General features: G+C 63.6%; 16 protein-coding genes. 1 reads left to right on the forward strand and 15 read right to left on the reverse strand.

The features are described from left to right. Window positions 1-148: 148 nt before the first annotated feature. The 15 genes from ABIA40_RS07420 to ABIA40_RS07490 form a co-directional block, all read right to left on the reverse strand. On the reverse strand, window positions 149-2,437 hold the full coding sequence (locus tag ABIA40_RS07420; RefSeq protein WP_404540271.1) for a hypothetical protein: 2,289 nt from the start codon (window positions 2,435-2,437) through the stop codon (window positions 149-151). Window positions 2,438-2,465: 28 nt separating this feature from the next. Next, complete coding sequence (locus ABIA40_RS07425) at window positions 2,466-3,446, reverse strand: lysylphosphatidylglycerol synthase transmembrane domain-containing protein (protein ID WP_404540274.1); 981 nt, start codon at window positions 3,444-3,446, stop codon at window positions 2,466-2,468. A gap of 57 nt (window positions 3,447-3,503) precedes the next feature. Continuing rightward, window positions 3,504-4,079 carry a WbuC family cupin fold metalloprotein gene (locus ABIA40_RS07430; protein ID WP_271544546.1) on the reverse strand — a complete coding sequence of 192 codons (576 nt, stop codon included), beginning with the start codon at window positions 4,077-4,079 and terminating at the stop codon, window positions 3,504-3,506. Then, window positions 4,057-4,722 (reverse strand): class I SAM-dependent methyltransferase, encoded by a 666-nt coding sequence (locus tag ABIA40_RS07435; protein WP_271544545.1) that lies wholly within the window; start codon window positions 4,720-4,722, stop codon window positions 4,057-4,059. The genes ABIA40_RS07430 and ABIA40_RS07435 overlap by 23 nt, the downstream gene beginning before the upstream one ends. Window positions 4,723-4,747: 25 nt before the next feature. Next, complete coding sequence (locus ABIA40_RS07440) at window positions 4,748-5,140, reverse strand: LIC12192 family sporadic carbohydrate cluster protein (protein WP_036027635.1); 393 nt, start codon at window positions 5,138-5,140, stop codon at window positions 4,748-4,750. Further along, window positions 5,133-5,939 carry a sporadic carbohydrate cluster 2OG-Fe(II) oxygenase gene (locus ABIA40_RS07445; protein WP_025037016.1) on the reverse strand — a complete coding sequence of 269 codons (807 nt, stop codon included), beginning with the start codon at window positions 5,937-5,939 and terminating at the stop codon, window positions 5,133-5,135. Before ABIA40_RS07445 ends, ABIA40_RS07440 begins: the two co-directional genes overlap by 8 nt. Next, complete coding sequence (locus ABIA40_RS07450) at window positions 5,936-7,054, reverse strand: DegT/DnrJ/EryC1/StrS family aminotransferase (RefSeq protein ID WP_404540279.1); 1,119 nt, start codon at window positions 7,052-7,054, stop codon at window positions 5,936-5,938. The genes ABIA40_RS07445 and ABIA40_RS07450 overlap by 4 nt, the downstream gene beginning before the upstream one ends. Further along, on the reverse strand, window positions 7,044-8,150 hold the full coding sequence (locus ABIA40_RS07455) for a DegT/DnrJ/EryC1/StrS aminotransferase family protein (RefSeq protein ID WP_157280570.1): 1,107 nt from the start codon (window positions 8,148-8,150) through the stop codon (window positions 7,044-7,046). The genes ABIA40_RS07450 and ABIA40_RS07455 overlap by 11 nt, the downstream gene beginning before the upstream one ends. 8 nt (window positions 8,151-8,158) lie before the next feature. Next, window positions 8,159-9,118 carry a transketolase family protein gene (locus tag ABIA40_RS07460; protein WP_036010951.1) on the reverse strand — a complete coding sequence of 320 codons (960 nt, stop codon included), beginning with the start codon at window positions 9,116-9,118 and terminating at the stop codon, window positions 8,159-8,161. 10 nt (window positions 9,119-9,128) lie between these two features. Continuing rightward, window positions 9,129-9,977 (reverse strand): transketolase, encoded by an 849-nt coding sequence (locus ABIA40_RS07465; RefSeq protein WP_082641499.1) that lies wholly within the window; start codon window positions 9,975-9,977, stop codon window positions 9,129-9,131. Further along, on the reverse strand, window positions 9,952-10,989 hold the full coding sequence (locus tag ABIA40_RS07470; RefSeq protein ID WP_404540283.1) for a phosphotransferase: 1,038 nt from the start codon (window positions 10,987-10,989) through the stop codon (window positions 9,952-9,954). The genes ABIA40_RS07465 and ABIA40_RS07470 overlap by 26 nt, the downstream gene beginning before the upstream one ends. Next, entirely contained in the window at window positions 10,986-11,597 is a 612-nt protein-coding gene (locus ABIA40_RS07475; protein ID WP_271544535.1) for a hypothetical protein, read from the reverse strand. Before ABIA40_RS07475 ends, ABIA40_RS07470 begins: the two co-directional genes overlap by 4 nt. A gap of 5 nt (window positions 11,598-11,602) precedes the next feature. Beyond that, the gene (locus ABIA40_RS07480; protein ID WP_271544532.1) at window positions 11,603-12,604 is read right to left on the reverse strand and encodes an NAD(P)-dependent oxidoreductase; all 1,002 of its coding nucleotides are present in this window, start codon (window positions 12,602-12,604) and stop codon (window positions 11,603-11,605) included. A gap of 27 nt (window positions 12,605-12,631) precedes the next feature. After that, the gene (locus tag ABIA40_RS07485) at window positions 12,632-14,197 is read right to left on the reverse strand and encodes a PfkB family carbohydrate kinase (protein ID WP_157280567.1); all 1,566 of its coding nucleotides are present in this window, start codon (window positions 14,195-14,197) and stop codon (window positions 12,632-12,634) included. An 87-nt stretch (window positions 14,198-14,284) separates the two neighbouring features. Then, on the reverse strand, window positions 14,285-15,301 hold the full coding sequence (locus tag ABIA40_RS07490) for an SDR family oxidoreductase (RefSeq protein WP_271544530.1): 1,017 nt from the start codon (window positions 15,299-15,301) through the stop codon (window positions 14,285-14,287). A 166-nt stretch (window positions 15,302-15,467) separates the two neighbouring features. Between ABIA40_RS07490 and ABIA40_RS07495 the strand changes: the two genes are divergently transcribed. Further along, complete coding sequence (locus ABIA40_RS07495; RefSeq protein WP_246732087.1) at window positions 15,468-16,055, forward strand: SIS domain-containing protein; 588 nt, start codon at window positions 15,468-15,470, stop codon at window positions 16,053-16,055. Window positions 16,056-16,067 lie beyond the last annotated feature (12 nt).

Consider the following 16,067-nt stretch of genomic DNA (forward strand, 5'->3'; position numbering starts at 1 on the left):
CCTATATATGGCAACAGGCCGTGCCACAATTCTTAAGTTGCCACGGGCGGGCTATACACAACTGAAGCTGGTACCCCGGGGCCTCTATCGCAGGCTTCGATCTTGCCGAACATGCGCGGAACCGAGGCAATCGCACGCGAGACACGACTCAGTGGCAGGTGGAGAGCTGGTCGAGCGCCCTGATGTCTGCGCGCTGGCCGTCGGGAGGCAGGCGGTGCTTCACCACCTCGAACGGCTCGATCCCGTAGGCCTGCCGGTAGATGTCTTTCGACCTGGTTCGTAGCTCGGAAATACCGGCCTCGACTTGGGGGCTCAATGTTTGCTCGCCATCCCTCCACGTCAACAGCCAGTAGTTCGGGGTCTCGCTGAAAAGGGCGAACCGCTTCTGCAACTCGGCGCCCTGAAAGAGGTCAGAGAAGCCGTTGAGCCAGAAATCGCAATTCTGCTTTTGGACATAGAACAGCTTAACGCCGAGGGATCGAAGGGCGGCCTCTGCCGTGTCGGCGGTCCCCAGTGCGATCTTCCTGAAGTCGCGCGCAACGTCGCTCTCGTAGGTGTGGATGATCTTGCCGCGTGTGAGCAGAAGCGAAAAATAGCACGGCACCATCGCGCGGTAGCCATTAAGAGGGAGAATGCGGTCGGAGCCCGTCGTTTGCTGCAGTTCGTCACAGCGCTGCCAGTTCAGGGTGACGCGGGGCATCTGATCGAGGGGGCGCCCGCGCGCAAAGGCGATGGCCTGGTCCTCTTTGAAGCTCTTCCAGGGAAACGAGATTAATGTCCAGGCGCAAGCGACCAGCAGCGCCAAAATGGCGACACTGGGCGCAAAGCGCCCGACGAACAGCGCCGGGACCAGCCGCCGCACGATGACGAGCGCCCAGCAAGCGATTGCGACAGTTGCGAGCGGGAACAGCGCAGTGACGTGAATGGACAGTCTGATCAGACTCGGAATATTCAGCGTCATGTCCAGCAGTCGCACGCTGGCGATATAGGCGATAATGATGAAAAGTCCGGCAATGCCGGGCAATGCCCGCGATTTCGCGGCGCTGGAGCGATCAGGAAACCGCTTCGAGTCGACGAGAGCGATCGCACAGGTTACCGCCGCGAGGAGAGCTGCAACCAGGAGAACTGACTGGCTTTGCCTGCCGACGGCGACCAATCCCGACTTGCTGAGGAAGTCGGTGACCTCGATCGACTGCGCCACCACGAAGAAATCAAGAATGTCCAGGCTGCCGAATTGTGAGAAACGTTCGACCGACGCGACTTTTCGAAAGAGCGAGTATGGATTGGTCGCGGGGATTCCGAGATAGAAATAGTTGATGGCGAAAGCCAGGATGCATCCGGCAATCGCCCCGAACCCCAGCAGCAGACTAGTGACGAGGCCGGATCGATCTCGCTGAAGCGCCTTGGTGAGCACGCCCAGCGACGAGATCAGGAAGACGAAGGCAGCGTAGAGCGGATAGGAGCCGGCGACGGCAAAGCCACAAATGCCGGCGGCAAACCTGTCGCGACTCTGGGAGGACCGAATGACGACCAGCAGGAAATAGACGAAAAAGGCTGCCGTCTGAAGGTGGTATTTGCCGAACTCCATGATGTAGAGGCCGGCCAAGATGCTCGGCATCGTCCGTGGCCACGCAAGGCCGAGGATTGCCAATCCAAGTGCAATCGGTATCGCGGCGTCTTCCCAGCGGCGTCCAAGGGCCTGCAACGGCACAATGAGACGGGCGAGCTCAAAAACGACCGCGCCGATTCCGACGAAATAGAGAAACGAAATGATCTGGGCGACATGGGGCGGCAGGAACGCCGCCAGGAACAGATGCAGCCCGTTTCCGCGGCCGATCTCGAAGTCGGAAAAGATGGGATTGTCGGCCGCAAGCCAAATGCTGTGATTTCTCGCAACCTCCGCAAGATAGGGCGCGTAAAGCTGCTGAACGTCGGTCGAAATGACGTCGGGTATCACGGCGCGATCGAGGAACACCGTTGCCAGCAGCCAAAGACCCAGCAACAATGTTGCGACTAACGGCAAAGTCACCGTGAGCTTGCGCGGCGTCCTGAGGTCGCGGCTGTCCCACAGCAGAACCGCGATCGCAAATCCGAGAACGATTTGCGGATAGAGGATGGAAAGAGCACCGAGCCCGAATCCCGTCAGGATGAGCGTGGCCGCCCCGACAAAGAACTCGTCGACGCGCTGAGTGGGCTCGTGCCTGATAAGCGAGAACGTCAGGCGTCCGGTCGCCATGATGAGCCAGCCGAGATACGGTGTCAGGACAATCCAGGCGAGGACGTAAAATCGCGTCGTCCAGCCGCCTTCGAACAGCAGGGTACGGTAGGTGCCGGGCCGGTTCACGAACCAGATGGAAAGTGCGACAGGCACGAAAATGAGGATACGCCACCACCAAGCCTCGACGCTGGTGCGCAAACGCACTTCGGCAGTTGCCATCGCTTGTTCTTGTCCAGGGTTACTCATGCTAAACCGGCGCTGCATCCGTTCGCTCGGCGGTGGCCCGCGCCTGCTCGGGACTGAAGCCGGCGCGCTCGGGCGCGAGCAACCAAACCAGCCCGCCGAACAGCCCGACGATCAGGCCGCCAAGTCCAAGTAGGACCGATATTGCGAGCGCCTTGTCGGATCCGATTCCGGCGAGACCAAGCGCGGCCACCATCGCGCCTTCCCGAACGCCCCAGCCTCCGATCGAGATGGGAACCGCGGAAGACAGAATGACGAGCGGGATGAGCGCGAAGGCGTCGAGCGCGGAGAGGGGGGCCTGCAGCCCGATCGCGAGGAGATAGCAGGTCAAGACGGTGATCAGGTGGACGACAATGGCTGATACGACCAGCATGGCTCGCCCATCGGCTGCCAGCAACGGAGCCCGGATCAGCATCGCAAATTGCCTGATCCTGGCCGGCACCGCCGTGATCGGGCGCTGCGGCCAGCGGTTAAGCGTCACGAGGGCGATTGCGCCGAGGCATGCAGCCGCTAGAACGGCCAAGATCGCGAAAAGCAGCGAGTTGTCGCGGACGAGCGGCAGCAGAAACGGCATTCCCGCCAGCACGATGACGCCGAGAGCCAGCAACGCCAGGAAGCGATCGGCCACGATGCTGCTGATGGTCGGCGACCATTGCACGCCCTGCCGCCGCAGCATCCAGATCCGGACCGCGTCACCGCCCGCGGGCAGCACCTGATTGAAAAAGATGCTCACCATGAGAATGCGCCAGCCGGCCAGCCAATCGAGGGGCACGTTCATGGCGCGGAGGATCAGGATCCAACGGTGACAGAGCATGAAGGTCTGGGCGAACAGCAGCAGCACGGCAAGTGCCAGCATGTCCAGTTTGACGGCGAGAAGATCGGCTTGCAGGGACGACAAATCCTGGGCCCGCAGCAACAATGCGAGGATACCGATCGAGACCGCGAACTTGGCCAGAGTAACCAGTGCTTTTGCAGGCAGCTTCATCGGCTAGTGTCGTCCTCGATCATTCACGGATCGTCGATCAGCGACAGCAATCGAAGTCTATTTTCTCGCCAGATGCTCCGCGGCGAGCGTACCAATTCTCGTCACGTAGTCCTGCACCGCGGCAGCGTCGCTGCCATCAGGCGCCCAATCGGGAAATTCGGTGCGCGAAGGATCGAACGGGCCGGCGGTGGTTTCGTGAAATACCAGCCATTCCGAGGTGATCAGGATCGAGTGGAAGACCTGTTCCGGCATGCGATAATAGCAGCGCCTGCCCTGACCGTAAGGCGCCATCTCGAGCACCTCGCGTATGCGGCCGTCGTCCTCGAAGATCACGACCTGCGCGGTCCCCTCGATCACGTGGAACGATTCAGGTTTGCCAAGGTGCTTGTGCGGCCGCACATAGGCTTCGCGATGGTGCACGATCAGCATCTCGTGCAGTCCGGACGAGGGATCGGGATGCGTGCACAGCCGGCTGCGCAGGCGCGGGTTGCCGGCGGCGATGCGTTTCAACTCCGCGATCGTGGCGTCATCCGCGGTGACGATGGCGTCGTCCGAATAGTACACTTCCGGATTTTGCGCGCGCAACGAGGTCGGCCGGTGCAGGCCTGCCTCATTCGAAGAAGATGAACCCATGGTCGCCCCGATACCCGCATTTGTCGTAGATCCAGGCCCATGTTTGCGGACCGTGGAAGCTCAGGCAGGTGAGCTGCCAGTAAAGCAGATTGGCCTTCTCGCGCTCGTTGCGGAAGGATTCGACCATCAGATATTTCGAGGTGCCGCGTCCGACCCGCTCGATTTCAGGTACCGCGCGGAACACGTCCTGGAGCGGAAGGTTGTGCAGCACGCCGAGCGAGACGACGAGGTCGAAGCTGTGGTCGGGGTAGGGGAGCTCGACGGCGCTGCCGACCTTCAAATGCGGCCGCACCTCCTCCTTGGCGTTGGCGATGCCATACTCGGAGATGTCGATGCCGGCGATCCTGAGGTCGGGGACGAGCTGAGTGAACTCGTAGAGCAGGTAGCCCTTGCCGCAGCCGACGTCGAGCACGCTCATGCCCGGCTTGATGCCGTAGCGATCGATCAGGGTCTGGGCGAGCGGGCGCCACCGTCCGTCATAGCGATAGCCGCCGTAGCCGTAGCGCCGGTCGCCGTCCCAATAGTCGCGTCCCCATTGCCGCGCCACGGTGGCGGATTCCGCCTTGTCGTGCTCGACCACGCGCTGGACGTAGTCCCGCCTCGTCGATGCGTGCATCGGCTGGAGCAGGTTGATCTCGGTCATGGGGCCCAACTGCTCCGCGGCATCGTCACAGGATGGTTGCGAACTTGTTGACGAGCAGGATGTCCTCGACGGCCTGGATGTCCTTCTGAGACGCCAGCGTGATCTCCTCGACCGCTGCATGGAGATCGCAGCCCTCGCGCAGCACGCGGTCGTAGATCTGCCGCCGCCGAGCCTCGTCGGGCGGCAGCATGAAAATGCTGTAGAGGATCAGCCCACGCAGCTGCGGCAGCTCGTCCAGGATGTCTTCCAGCACCATGTAGCTGCCGGGCATGGTGTGCTCGGCGGCGCTCAACAGATAGTGCAGGTTCTTGCGCCGCGCATAGTCGCGGATCACGATGTTCTGGACGTGCTGAGGGGTGCGGCTGCCGTTCAGCGGCCTGGCGCCGATATAGCCGCGGTGGCCGGCTCGTTCAGCCATGGAAGCCTCCCGGCAGCTTGTATTGCATCCCGACCCGGGTTGCGGGGCGCAGCAGGATCGGCTCGAAGAACTCGCCGAAGCGCTTGTCTGCGTAGGGCGACATAATGCTCTTGAAGCGGCAGTTCATGCTCCAGCGCGTGCCGGCTTCCTCGTTGACGCGATTGCCGTGCATCAGGGTCTGGTTGAACAGCATGACGTGACCGTAGGGAATCTCGATGAAGGTCGCGTGCGGCTTGATGGTCTTGTAGAGCTCTTCGGCGCTGCGCAAGGCCGCCATCCGGTCCTGCATCTCGCCGTTCAGGGACGGCGGCAGCAGATACATCGACTTGGTGCGGTGGACATCGACCAGGGGCACCCACACCACGACCTCGAACGGCGAGTCGCCCGACCAGACGTCGGAATGGGTGGCGAGCAGCGAAGAGCTGTCGCCGGGAAGCTGGATGCTAAGATTGACGCGGCGCTGCATGCAGAGCTCGTTGCCGACGATGGTCTCGATCGTCGAGCGCGCCAGGCGGAAATAGGTCGGGCGGAACCAGGGCTCGGCGTTGAGGCCGTTGAAGACGTGCAGCCGCAATCCGTTGAGATCATCCACGCTCACCCGCGTGTGGATGGTGTCGAGCATCGCGTAGGGATCGTTGCTGTGCGGCAGCTTCAGGTAGTCGGCCGCGAGCTCGGCGGCACGACGCTGGATCCGGTCGAGCCCGGCGCGATCGTCGGCCGGGGTGGTGACGAAGCCATCGTCGATGAATCGCTGCGCCAGCGCCTGCTCGTCGGCGTGCAGGAAGTCCGTGTCCGTCATGCAAAATACTCCCGGGCGGTCGCGCAAATATAGCTGATGTCGGCGGCCGACAGGAACTGGTTGATGGGAAGCGTGAGGATCTGGTCCGCCTGCCGTTCCGTTACCGGGAAAGCGCCGCGGCCATGGCCGAGATGCGCCGCTGCCGGCTGCAGGTGGATCGGGACCGGATAATGGATTGCGGTCTCGATGCCTTTGTCGGCAAGATATTTCTGGAAGTCGTTGCGACGCTCAGTCTGCACCACGAAAGTGTGGAAGGTGTTGAACTCGATGTTCCTGCAGGGCGGAATGAACAGGGGCAGCCCGGCGAGCTCGGCGCGGTATTGCGCGGCGTTGCGCCGCCGGCGTTCGATCACGGAAGGAAGGTGGCGCAGGCGGATGCGCAGCACCTCGGCCTGGAGCGTGTCGAGCCGCGACACGATCCCCCATTCCCGGACGTCGCTGCGGTTGATCAGGCCGTGATTGCGCAGCCGTCGGATTCTTGCGGCAAGCTCGGCGTCGGCAGTGACGAGGAAGCCGGCATCTCCGGCGGCATTGAGATTCTTCAAGGGGTGGGCGGAGAAGCAGCCGAAGGTGCCGATGGTGCCGCTCATCCGGCCGTCATAGGTCGAACCGACCGCCTGGGCGCTGTCCTCGATCACGGCGAGCGCGTGCTTGGCAGCGATCGCCATCAGCGGAGCCATGTCGGCCATGCGTCCGGTCAGATGCACCGGCATGATCGCCTTGGTCCGCGGCGTGACGGCGGCCTCGACCGCGGCCGGGTCGATGTTCTGGTCCGGCAGCACGTCCGCAAACACCGGCGTGGCGCCGACCGCGATGATCGCGGCGGTCGATGCCACGAACGAATTTGGCGGCGTGATCACCTCGTCGCCGGGACCGATGTCGAGAGCCCGCATGGCGAGGATCAGCGCGTCGGTGCCCGAATTCAGCGTCACGACATGCGGTGAGCCGAGATACGCGGACAATTCTTCTTCGAGCTTTCCAACCGCGGCGCCGCCGATGAAGTCGCCGCGGGAAAACACGCCCTCGACCGCCTGCAGGATCTCGGTGCGCTCTTCCTCGAACTGCGCGGGAAGATTGACGTAGCCGATGCGCCGGCGGCCGGTGTCAGCGTCCATGGCAGAACTTCCTGACGGTCTCGATGACGCGGTCCTGCTGGGCGCGCGTCAGGTGCTGGTCGACCGGGAAGCTGATGACTTCCTTGGCGTGGCGGTCGGTGACCGGGAACGTGCCCGGCGCGTAGCCGAGATGCTTCAGGCCTTCCTGCTGGTACAGCGGGATGGGATAGTGGATCTTGGCCTCGATGCCGTTGTCCAGGCAATATTTGTAGAGCTCGTCGCGACGTTCGGCGAACACCATGTAGAGATGGTAGACGTGCTTCACGTTGGGACGGCGCGGCGGGACGCGCAGGCCGGGCAGGCCGGCGAGACCCGCGTCGTAATAGGCCGCATTTTCGATTCTGCGGCGCGTGATCTCGCTGGTCTGGCCGATCAGCCAGTTGCCGACCACGGCCTGCAAGGAATCGAGCCGCGAGTTGCAGCCGAGGATCGCGATCTCGTCGCGGTTCTTCATGCCGTGGTTGCGGATCAGGCGGAGCTTTTCGTTCATGCCGTCGTCATTGGTGACGACGACGCCGGCATCGCCCCAGACGTTGAGGTTCTTGAGCGGATGCAGCGAGAAGCCGGCCGCGATGCCGTGGGTGCCGGAGCGTTTTCCCGCAAACTCCGACAGGATGCCCTGGCAGGCGTCCTCGACCACCGGCAGGTTGTGGCGCTGCGCGATCGGCATCAGCTTGCCCATGTCGGTGACCTCGCCGGTCAACTGGACCGGCATGATCGCCTTGGTCTTCTCGGTGATGGCAGCCTCGACTTGGTCCACGTTCATGCAGAAGGAATCGTCGCAATCGACCAGGACGGGCGTCGCGCCGGTTTCCGCGATCGCGCCGACCGTGGCGATGAAGGTGTTCGCGGCGGTGATAACCTCGTCGCCATGACCGATGCCGAGCGCCTTGAGCGGCAGCTTGAGCGCGTCGGTGCCGGATCCGACGCCGATGGCATGACGGACGCCGATCAATTCGGCGAAGCGTTTCTCGAATTCGGCGACGGGCTTGCCAAGGGTGAAGTCACCGGTCGCAACCAGCCGGCCGATCTCGGCGAGGATCGGTGCGGGATCCGCGAATTGCTCGAGCAGATAGGAATATCGAACGTCGTACATGTGACCCGTCAGGTGGAATGAAGTTGAGGTGAGGGGGTGTGCGACGCCGCGAGCGCATGCTCGATCGAGGTCGCAATGGCGCCGGCGGAGAGCCCGTGCTTCTTCAGCAGCGAGTCCTGCGAGCCGTAATTGTGCATGAAGCGGTCGGGCAGCGACAGCCGCAGCATCGCAGGGAAACCGGAGCCGAGCTTGTCGATCAGCGCCTCCGCGACCGCGCTGCCGAGGCCGCCGGAGGGCACGTGCTCCTCCAGCGTTGCCACGAGCCTGGTGCCGCGGATAGCCTGCAGCAGCGCTGCGGTATCGAGCGGTTTCACGGTATGCATGTGCAGGATGCCGGCGCGAATGCCTTGCGCGGCCAGCAGGTCGGCTGCGGCGAGGGCGCGCTGGAGCATGATGCCGGTGGTCACCATGAGGACGTCGCCGGGCGGCCGCATCAGGATGGCTTTGCCGATCTCAAAGCCGTGCTCGGCCTTGGACACGATGGCATCGCCGCCCTTGCCGAGCCGGATGTAGATCGGGCCCTTCCAATCCAGCGTCTGCTCCATCATGCGCGCGGCCTCGTCGGCGTCGCACGGGCAGATCACCGTCATGTTGGGTAGCGCCCGCATGATGGCGATGTCCTCGATCGCCTGGTGCGTGGGACCGAGCGGCGCGTAGACAAGGCCGCCGCCATTGGCGATCAGCCGTACCGGCAGATTGTGCAGGCAGAGATCGACCGCGACCTGCTCGTAGCAGCGGCGGGTGAGGAAGGTCGCGATGGTGTTGACGTAAGGCACGAAGCCCTCCATCGCGAGACCGGCCGACATGCCGATGATATGCGCTTCCGAGATGCCCTCGATCAGGTGGCGCTTGGGAAACTCCTTGCTCATCGCGCGCAGCGTGCCGGCACCCGGATCGGAGCCGATGTAAAGCACACGCTCGTCGCGCGCGGCGAGCTTGTGGACCATGTTCATCGCGGTGTTGCGCATGGGGAGCCGATCAAAAATCGCCGACGGCGACGCGAATGGCGTCGAGCTCGCTGTCGGTCAGTTTGTTCTTGTGATGCCAATCGGCATTGGATTCCGCAGCCGGAAGACCCTTGCCCTTGACGGTATGGCAGATGATGGCGGTGGGCTTGCCGGCAACGGCCGGGAGCTGCTTCAGGACCATGCGCAGTGCGCCGACGTCGTGGCCGTTGACCTCCTGCACCGCGAAGCCGAAGCTGCGCCACTTGTCCGCGAGCGGCTCCAGCGGCAGCACGTAGTCGGTGGGGCCGTAGCTCTGCAGCTTGTTGTAATCGATCAGCGCGACGAGGTTGTCGAGGCCGTGCTTGGTCGCGCCCATCGCCGCTTCCCACACCGATCCCTCGTTGATCTCGCCGTCGCCGAGCAGCACGAAGGTGCGGTAGCTGCGCTCGCGCATGCGGGCGGCGAGCGCAAGGCCGACGCCGATCGAGAGGCCATGTCCGAGCGCGCCGGTCGAGGCCTCGACGCCGGGCACCATGCCGTATTCGGGATGCCCGCCCAGAATGCTGTCGGGACCGCAAAAGCCGTCCAGCTCCGACAGCGGGAAGAAGCCGCGGTCGGCCAATAGCGCATAGAGCGCCAGACATCCGTGTCCCTTGCTGAGGATGGCGCGGTCGCGATCGGGATCGCCCGGGTTCTTCGGGTCGATCCGCAGCACGTCGTCGTAGAGCACGCGGACCATCTCGATCAGCGACAGGGCAGGCCCGACATGGCCGCGTCCTGCGGAGCGGACCGAACCGAGGACCAGGCGGCGCAAATAGAGGCTCCGCTCGTCCAGCGTGCAGGTGAGAGCAGCTTCAGCGTGGGGTGAGATCTGGATCACGTTGGCAAATCGTTTGGTGGAGCCGACGGGCTTTGTCGAGCTGGCCGGCAAGGCGGACCGTCAGATCGCCACCTTGCGCAGCCAGGGCACGCCGGGAGCGGCTTTCCGGCAAATAGGCATTCAGGACAATCAGGCACCAAATCGCCCCGAACACAGGATACAGTACGTCAAGGCGGACCGCAAACGCGTCATCCCCAGCCGCGAAGGCGCGCGAGAGCCGCTCGATCAATCGGTTCGCATCGGCCACGGGCAGACCGCTGCCGGGGTGAATCGCGGTGTCGGACACGAGCTTGACCGGGTCGTCCCAGCCGAAATACTCGAAGTCGATGAAGCGCAATTTGCCGTCGTCGGTGCGCAGTGCGTTGTGCAGTCCGCAATCCGACGGGCTCAATGCACGTTGGGCGGGCGCAAGGTCCGCGGCGGGATCCAGGCCCCGTTCCGCATAGCGCCGCCGGAGTTGCCGGATCGCGACGGCAGCGGTGGGAACAAGGCTGCCGTCCATGAACGCGCGCAAGTGCGGATGATCATCCGAAGCCCGCCTCAGGTCGTCGAGGCGTTGCTCGTACTGGGCGATGGCCGCCTCGGCCGAGAAGATGCTGGCTGACGCATTCCGCAGAGTCTGTGCGCCTTCAGCGTCGTACAGCTTTTGCAGCTCGATCAGGAAATCGGCCAACTGGTCGGCGTCGTCGGGCTGCGGATGCAGGACCGCGGGTTCACCGTCTAACCATTGATACAGCGCACAGAACGCGGCCGGATCTTTTGCGATCGGCCGCGGCGTCGCATTGATGCCGTGGCGCGAGAGAAACGAGAGCGCGTCATACTCCTGTCCCAGCCGATCGCGCCCGTCGGACGGGTAGTGCTTGAGGGCGAGGGGCGGGCCTTCCGCCATCTCCAGCCGAAACACCCGGTTGTTGCCGCCGGCCCGCGCCGGTTGCGCCGCCGCGACCCGCGCCCCGGAGAGGCGGCTGCCGATCGAGACCGCATCCTGTACGCTGAGGTCCGGCTGGCTCATGCCCCGAACACTCCGCGGTGGATATCGGCCCAGGTCGCGAGCGGCTCGCAATGCGCCGGATACGGCGGCTGCGACTGCGTGAACAGGATCGATCGCGTCGCCTTCGGAAAATGCGGCTGCTCGAAGACGTCGACGAGATCGTCAATAAAGATGTCGAGCTGTAGGCTTGCCAGCCGCTCGACCTTGGCCGCCAGCGTGTCCTCGAAATGGACATTGCCCGCCGAGATCGCCGCGTCGGCGGTGTCGATGAGGCCCGCGCTCTTCAGCCAGCCACGCGCAGCCTCGCGCAAGTCGACCCGATCGGGATCCTGATGGCCGAACTGCGTCTTGTGGCTGACGATATGGACGCTCGCGCCGGCCTTTCGGCACGCGGCAAGGAACTCGCGGACGCCAGGGTTGATCTCGGCGCCGCCGATTCCCTTGCCGTAGACGAAGCCCTGCAGCCCCTGCCAGGCAAGCTCGCCGCCGGCGCGGGATCGCAAGAAATCCCGCACGTCGGTCTTCAGCCCGTCCCAGCCCTCCGGCACCAGCCCGCGCTGGCGCGCGGCGGCGGCAAAGACCTTGTCGTAGCAGATGATCGTGTTGTCGAAATCGATGCCGATCCGCACGCCGCTCACTTCAGGCTGATGTTCTGCATCATCTTGATGTTGAAATACCTGGGATCGTTGAGCGAGTTCGGCAGGCGGCCCGCCCTGAAGGCGTCCACGAGGCCGGACACGGCCTGCTCGATCGTGTGCGTCGGCGCAAAGCCGAGCTCGCGGCGGATCTTCTCCGACGAGACGTGGTAGGAGCGGAGATCGTCGGTCGGCTCGACGGCCACGTCGACATTGTTGCCGACCACCGATTTGACGATGTCGGCGATCTTCATCAGCGAGTGGTTTTCGTAGCCGATGTTGTAGGTCTTGCCGTCGATCTTCGCATCATCCTGCTGCAGCAGAAACAGATAGGCCGCCGTCATGTCCTGGATGTGCAGATTGGGCCGCTTCTGCGTTCCGCCGAACACGCGGATGCGGCCGGTGTTGACGGCCAGATTGGTCAGGATGTTGACGACGACGTCGAGCCGCTGCCGCGGAGCGTAGCCGCAGACGGTGGCGGGGCGAACCGTGCAGGTGACGAAGCCGGACGCGGCCTCGTCGGCAAGATCGGTCTCGCACATCGCCTTGAACTTGGAGTAGTCGGTGAGCGGCTCGCAGGACAGCTCCTCGGTCACCTCGGCCTCATCCTTGATGCCGTAGACGCTCGAGGAGGAGGCGTAGATGAAGCGCTTGATACCCGCCTTCTTCGCGGCGCGCACCATCGGACGGAAGCAGTCGTAGTTGATGGACTTGCCGAGTGCCGGGTCCAGCTCGAACGAGGGATCGTTGGAGATGCAGGCGAGGTGGATCACCGCGTTGTTGCCGCGCAGGGCCTCGTTGACCGCGGCCTCATCGCGGATGTCGCCCTTGATCAGGCGGAGGTTCGGATTGTCACGAACGGCATCGAAGACGTCCTGGCCATACATGAACAAGTCGAGCACGGTGACCTTGTGGCCCGCGGCAAGCAATTGCGGAACCAGCACGCTGCCGACGTAGCCGGCGCCACCGGTAACCATCACATTCCATTTCCGATCAATCACTGTCGTTCTCCGGATTCTTCGATCGCGCTACTTCAACAACGCGGTGACGAACTTGACCAGCGGCGCCTTCTCGACCGAGTTGCGGTGACCGACGATGCCAACCTTGATCGCGCCCGCCGCATTGCCGATGAAGGCGACGTCCTCGATGTTGCCGCCGGCCGCCACCAGCGGCGCCGTGATTGTCAGGAAGGCATCGCCCGCACCGACGGTGTCGACGACGGTCTTGGTGAAAGCAGGGACGCGCGCAACGCCGGTCTTCGACGAGAAGGGGTAGCAGCCGAAGGAGCCGTGCGTGATGATCATGTTATCGCAATCGATCTTGCGATGCAGGCCGCCCTCGATCACCGATGCGATGTCGTTGAACTTGTCGGTGGCGGCCAGGCGCGCTTCCGGTGCGTCGATGCAGATGTAGTCGGCCCGCGGATACTTCGTGATCAGGTTGTAGCCGTGGTTGCCGCTGTTGCTCTGGGCGTTGACGGCCAGGAACTTGGAGTTCGCGATCAAGGCGTCGATCGTGCTGGATGCGATCATGCCGTGACCGAAATCGGTGACGATGACGACGTCGGCCCCGCGGACGCGCTCGGCGGTGACGCGGTCGATCTCCGTGCGCGCGGCCTCGTCGAGCGGCGTGTCGTCCATCGTGTAGACTTCGAACAGCTTGTGCAGGTAGCCCATCTCGACGTACCGCAGCTTGCGGGTGGTCGGACGGCTCTGAACGCGGATCGGCGTGAGCGTGACATTCGGGCGGATATGCGCGCGGATGAACTCTTCGGGGTAGTCGTTGCCACCCAGCGTCGTGACGATCTCGACAGATTTGCAGAAGCTTGCGACGTGATTGGCCGCGGCAATGACGCCGCCGGCAAACTGCTCGCCGTTCTTGAGCAGGGTCGCGACGATGTTCTCCTTGGAGGCCTTCCCGAGCGCCGTGACGTATTGGTATTCGTCGATGATGGTGTCGCCGACCAGCACGACGTGCATGTCCTGGATCTTGTCGATCAGCTTCAGCAGCCGTTCGGCGCCGCCTCCATCGCGCACCTTCTGGAGGTAGTCGCGCAGCGGGGGATCGTAGATGTCGAAATAGCGGTTCAGCAGCGACGACGAGCTGAACGTCACGTCCCGCGTGAAGACGATGCGCCCGCCGTGACGCTCGACCGCCTCGCGCTCCACCGCGATCTTGCCGGTCACGTCATCCTCGGGATTCTCGTAGTCCGAGCCCTTCACGTAGATGTCGGGGCGCACGGTATCGAGGACCGGCTCGGCGCTGGAGGTCTGATTGATGCCGACCCAGTCGACCGTGCCGAGCGCGGCCAGCATCTCGGCGCGCATGTTCTCCGGAAAGATCGGCCGTCCCGGGCCCTTGTTGACGTAACGGTCCGCAGTGATGGTCACCACGACGACGTCGGCCTCGTTGCGGGCTGCCAGGATGTGCCGGACGTGACCGAGATGCACCAGATCGAACACGCCGTGGCAGAGCGCAACGGTCAGGCCCTCAGCCTGCGCGGCGCGCACAATCTCGCCGAGCTCCTCGATCGTCTTGATCTTCTCGTGCGGTGCCGGATGGCCGGCCGGCCTGTCTGTCGCAGCATTACCCATGTGAATGACCCAAGGCGCCGGTCGGTCTCAGTTGGCCGGCCCGGACGTGATCGGCTGGCGGCAAAATTGGGGGGTGAACGAATCTGCTCAACGGCTTGCCTTCTGCGGGGCGACCTTGTCGTCACCGAGATATTTGAACCAGTCCTTGGTGGCGTCGGCGATCTTGTCCACCGTCCAGAGCGGAGCGTCCTTGTACTGGTCCATCGACTTCAACATCGTCGCGACGCCGTCCTCGAACTTCACCTTCGGCGCCCATTTCAGGACCCGCTTGATCTTGCTGATGTCGGCGTAGGTGCAGTCGGGCTCGCCCGGGCGCTTGGGAATGTGGACCTTGTCGCCGCCGAGAAGCTCGACCAGGCGGTTCACGCTGTAGGTGTTGTCCGAGCCGACATTGAAGATCTCGTGCGAGACGTCGGAGCGCGCAGCGGTCACGAAGGCATCGGCGACGTCGCTGACGAAGGTGAAGTCGCGCGTCTGCTCGCCGTCGCCGACCACCGTGAAGGGCTTGCCCGCGAGCTTCTGTGCCATGAACACGCCGAACACGGCCCCGTAGGTGCCGGTGGTGCGATGGCGCGGTCCGAACACGTTGAACAGGCGCAGCGCCACGGCAGGCAGCTTGTAGACCTGGCACCAGTGCATGACGCATTGCTCGCCGAGATTCTTGGTGAGCGCGTAGGGATACATCGGCCGGATCTCGGCACTCTCCGGCGTGGGATAGACATCCGGAATGCCGTAGCAGGAGGAGGAAGCCGCATAGATGAAGCGGCTGGCGCCCGCGTGCCGCGCCGCTTCGAGAACGTTGACCGTGCCATCGACATTGGCGCGATGATAGGGGATCGGTGATTCGATCGAGGGTACGATGTCCGCCAGCGCGGCGAGATGGAAGACCCAATCCACCCCGTGGAAATACGGTTTGATCGCGTCGAGGTCGGTGACGTCAGCCCGCACGACCTTCAACTGGCTCGAACCGGCGCGTGCGGCGAGGTTTTCAGCGCGTCCGATCACGAAATTATCGAGCGCAATGACCTCATGGCCGTCATCGAGCAGGCGATCGACGAGGTGACTTCCAATGAACCCGGCGCCGCCAGTAACAATGCATTTCATGGGGAACATCCGTGACGCGAATGCCCAGCGCAATAGGCCCGCCAATGTTGAGTGAAACCCGAAAAGCCGACTATCAGCCGCCCGCAAACTTTGCAAGTATTATACCTTTGCAATCCTTGGTAATAGCCGGTATCACCCGGTAATGTTGCAATCGAGCCGTCAGCCCATGCCTGCCGAATCCGTCGATCCCGATCACAAGGCTTTCCTCGACGATTACGTGGGGCGCCTGCATCGCGCGACGGCGGTCGACGACGGTATTTTTGCGAGGATCTCCGCGACGCGCGCGTCCTGGTTGCGCACGCGCGAGCAGGGCGGTCGCGTCATCTTCATCGGCAACGGCGGGTCGGCCGGCATCGCTTCGCATCTGGCGATCGATCTGGCGAAGAATGCGTCGGTGCCCGCACTCTGCTTCAGCGATGCGAGCATGATGTCGTGCCTTGCCAACGATTACGGGTTCGAGGACTGGATCGCGCACGCCGTGCGGCTGAACGCGCGCGCCGGCGATTGCCTCGTCGCGATCAGCTCGTCGGGGCGTTCGAAGAACATCCTCAACGCGGTCGCGCGGGCGCGCAAGATGAAGCTCGACGTGATCACGTTGTCGGGCATGAACGCGGACAATCCGCTGCGCAATCTCGGCGACGTCAATTTCTGGGTCGACAGCCGCAGCTACAACATTGTCGAGACCACGCACCAGTTCTGGATGATGGCCGCAATCGACCTCGTCATCGGTCGCGCGGAATATCCGGCGTCCTGAGGCGGGCATCCG

Source organism: Bradyrhizobium sp. USDA 223, assembly GCF_044909005.1.
In the GTDB taxonomy this organism is placed as follows: Bacteria; Pseudomonadota; Alphaproteobacteria; order Rhizobiales; family Xanthobacteraceae; genus Bradyrhizobium; species Bradyrhizobium yuanmingense.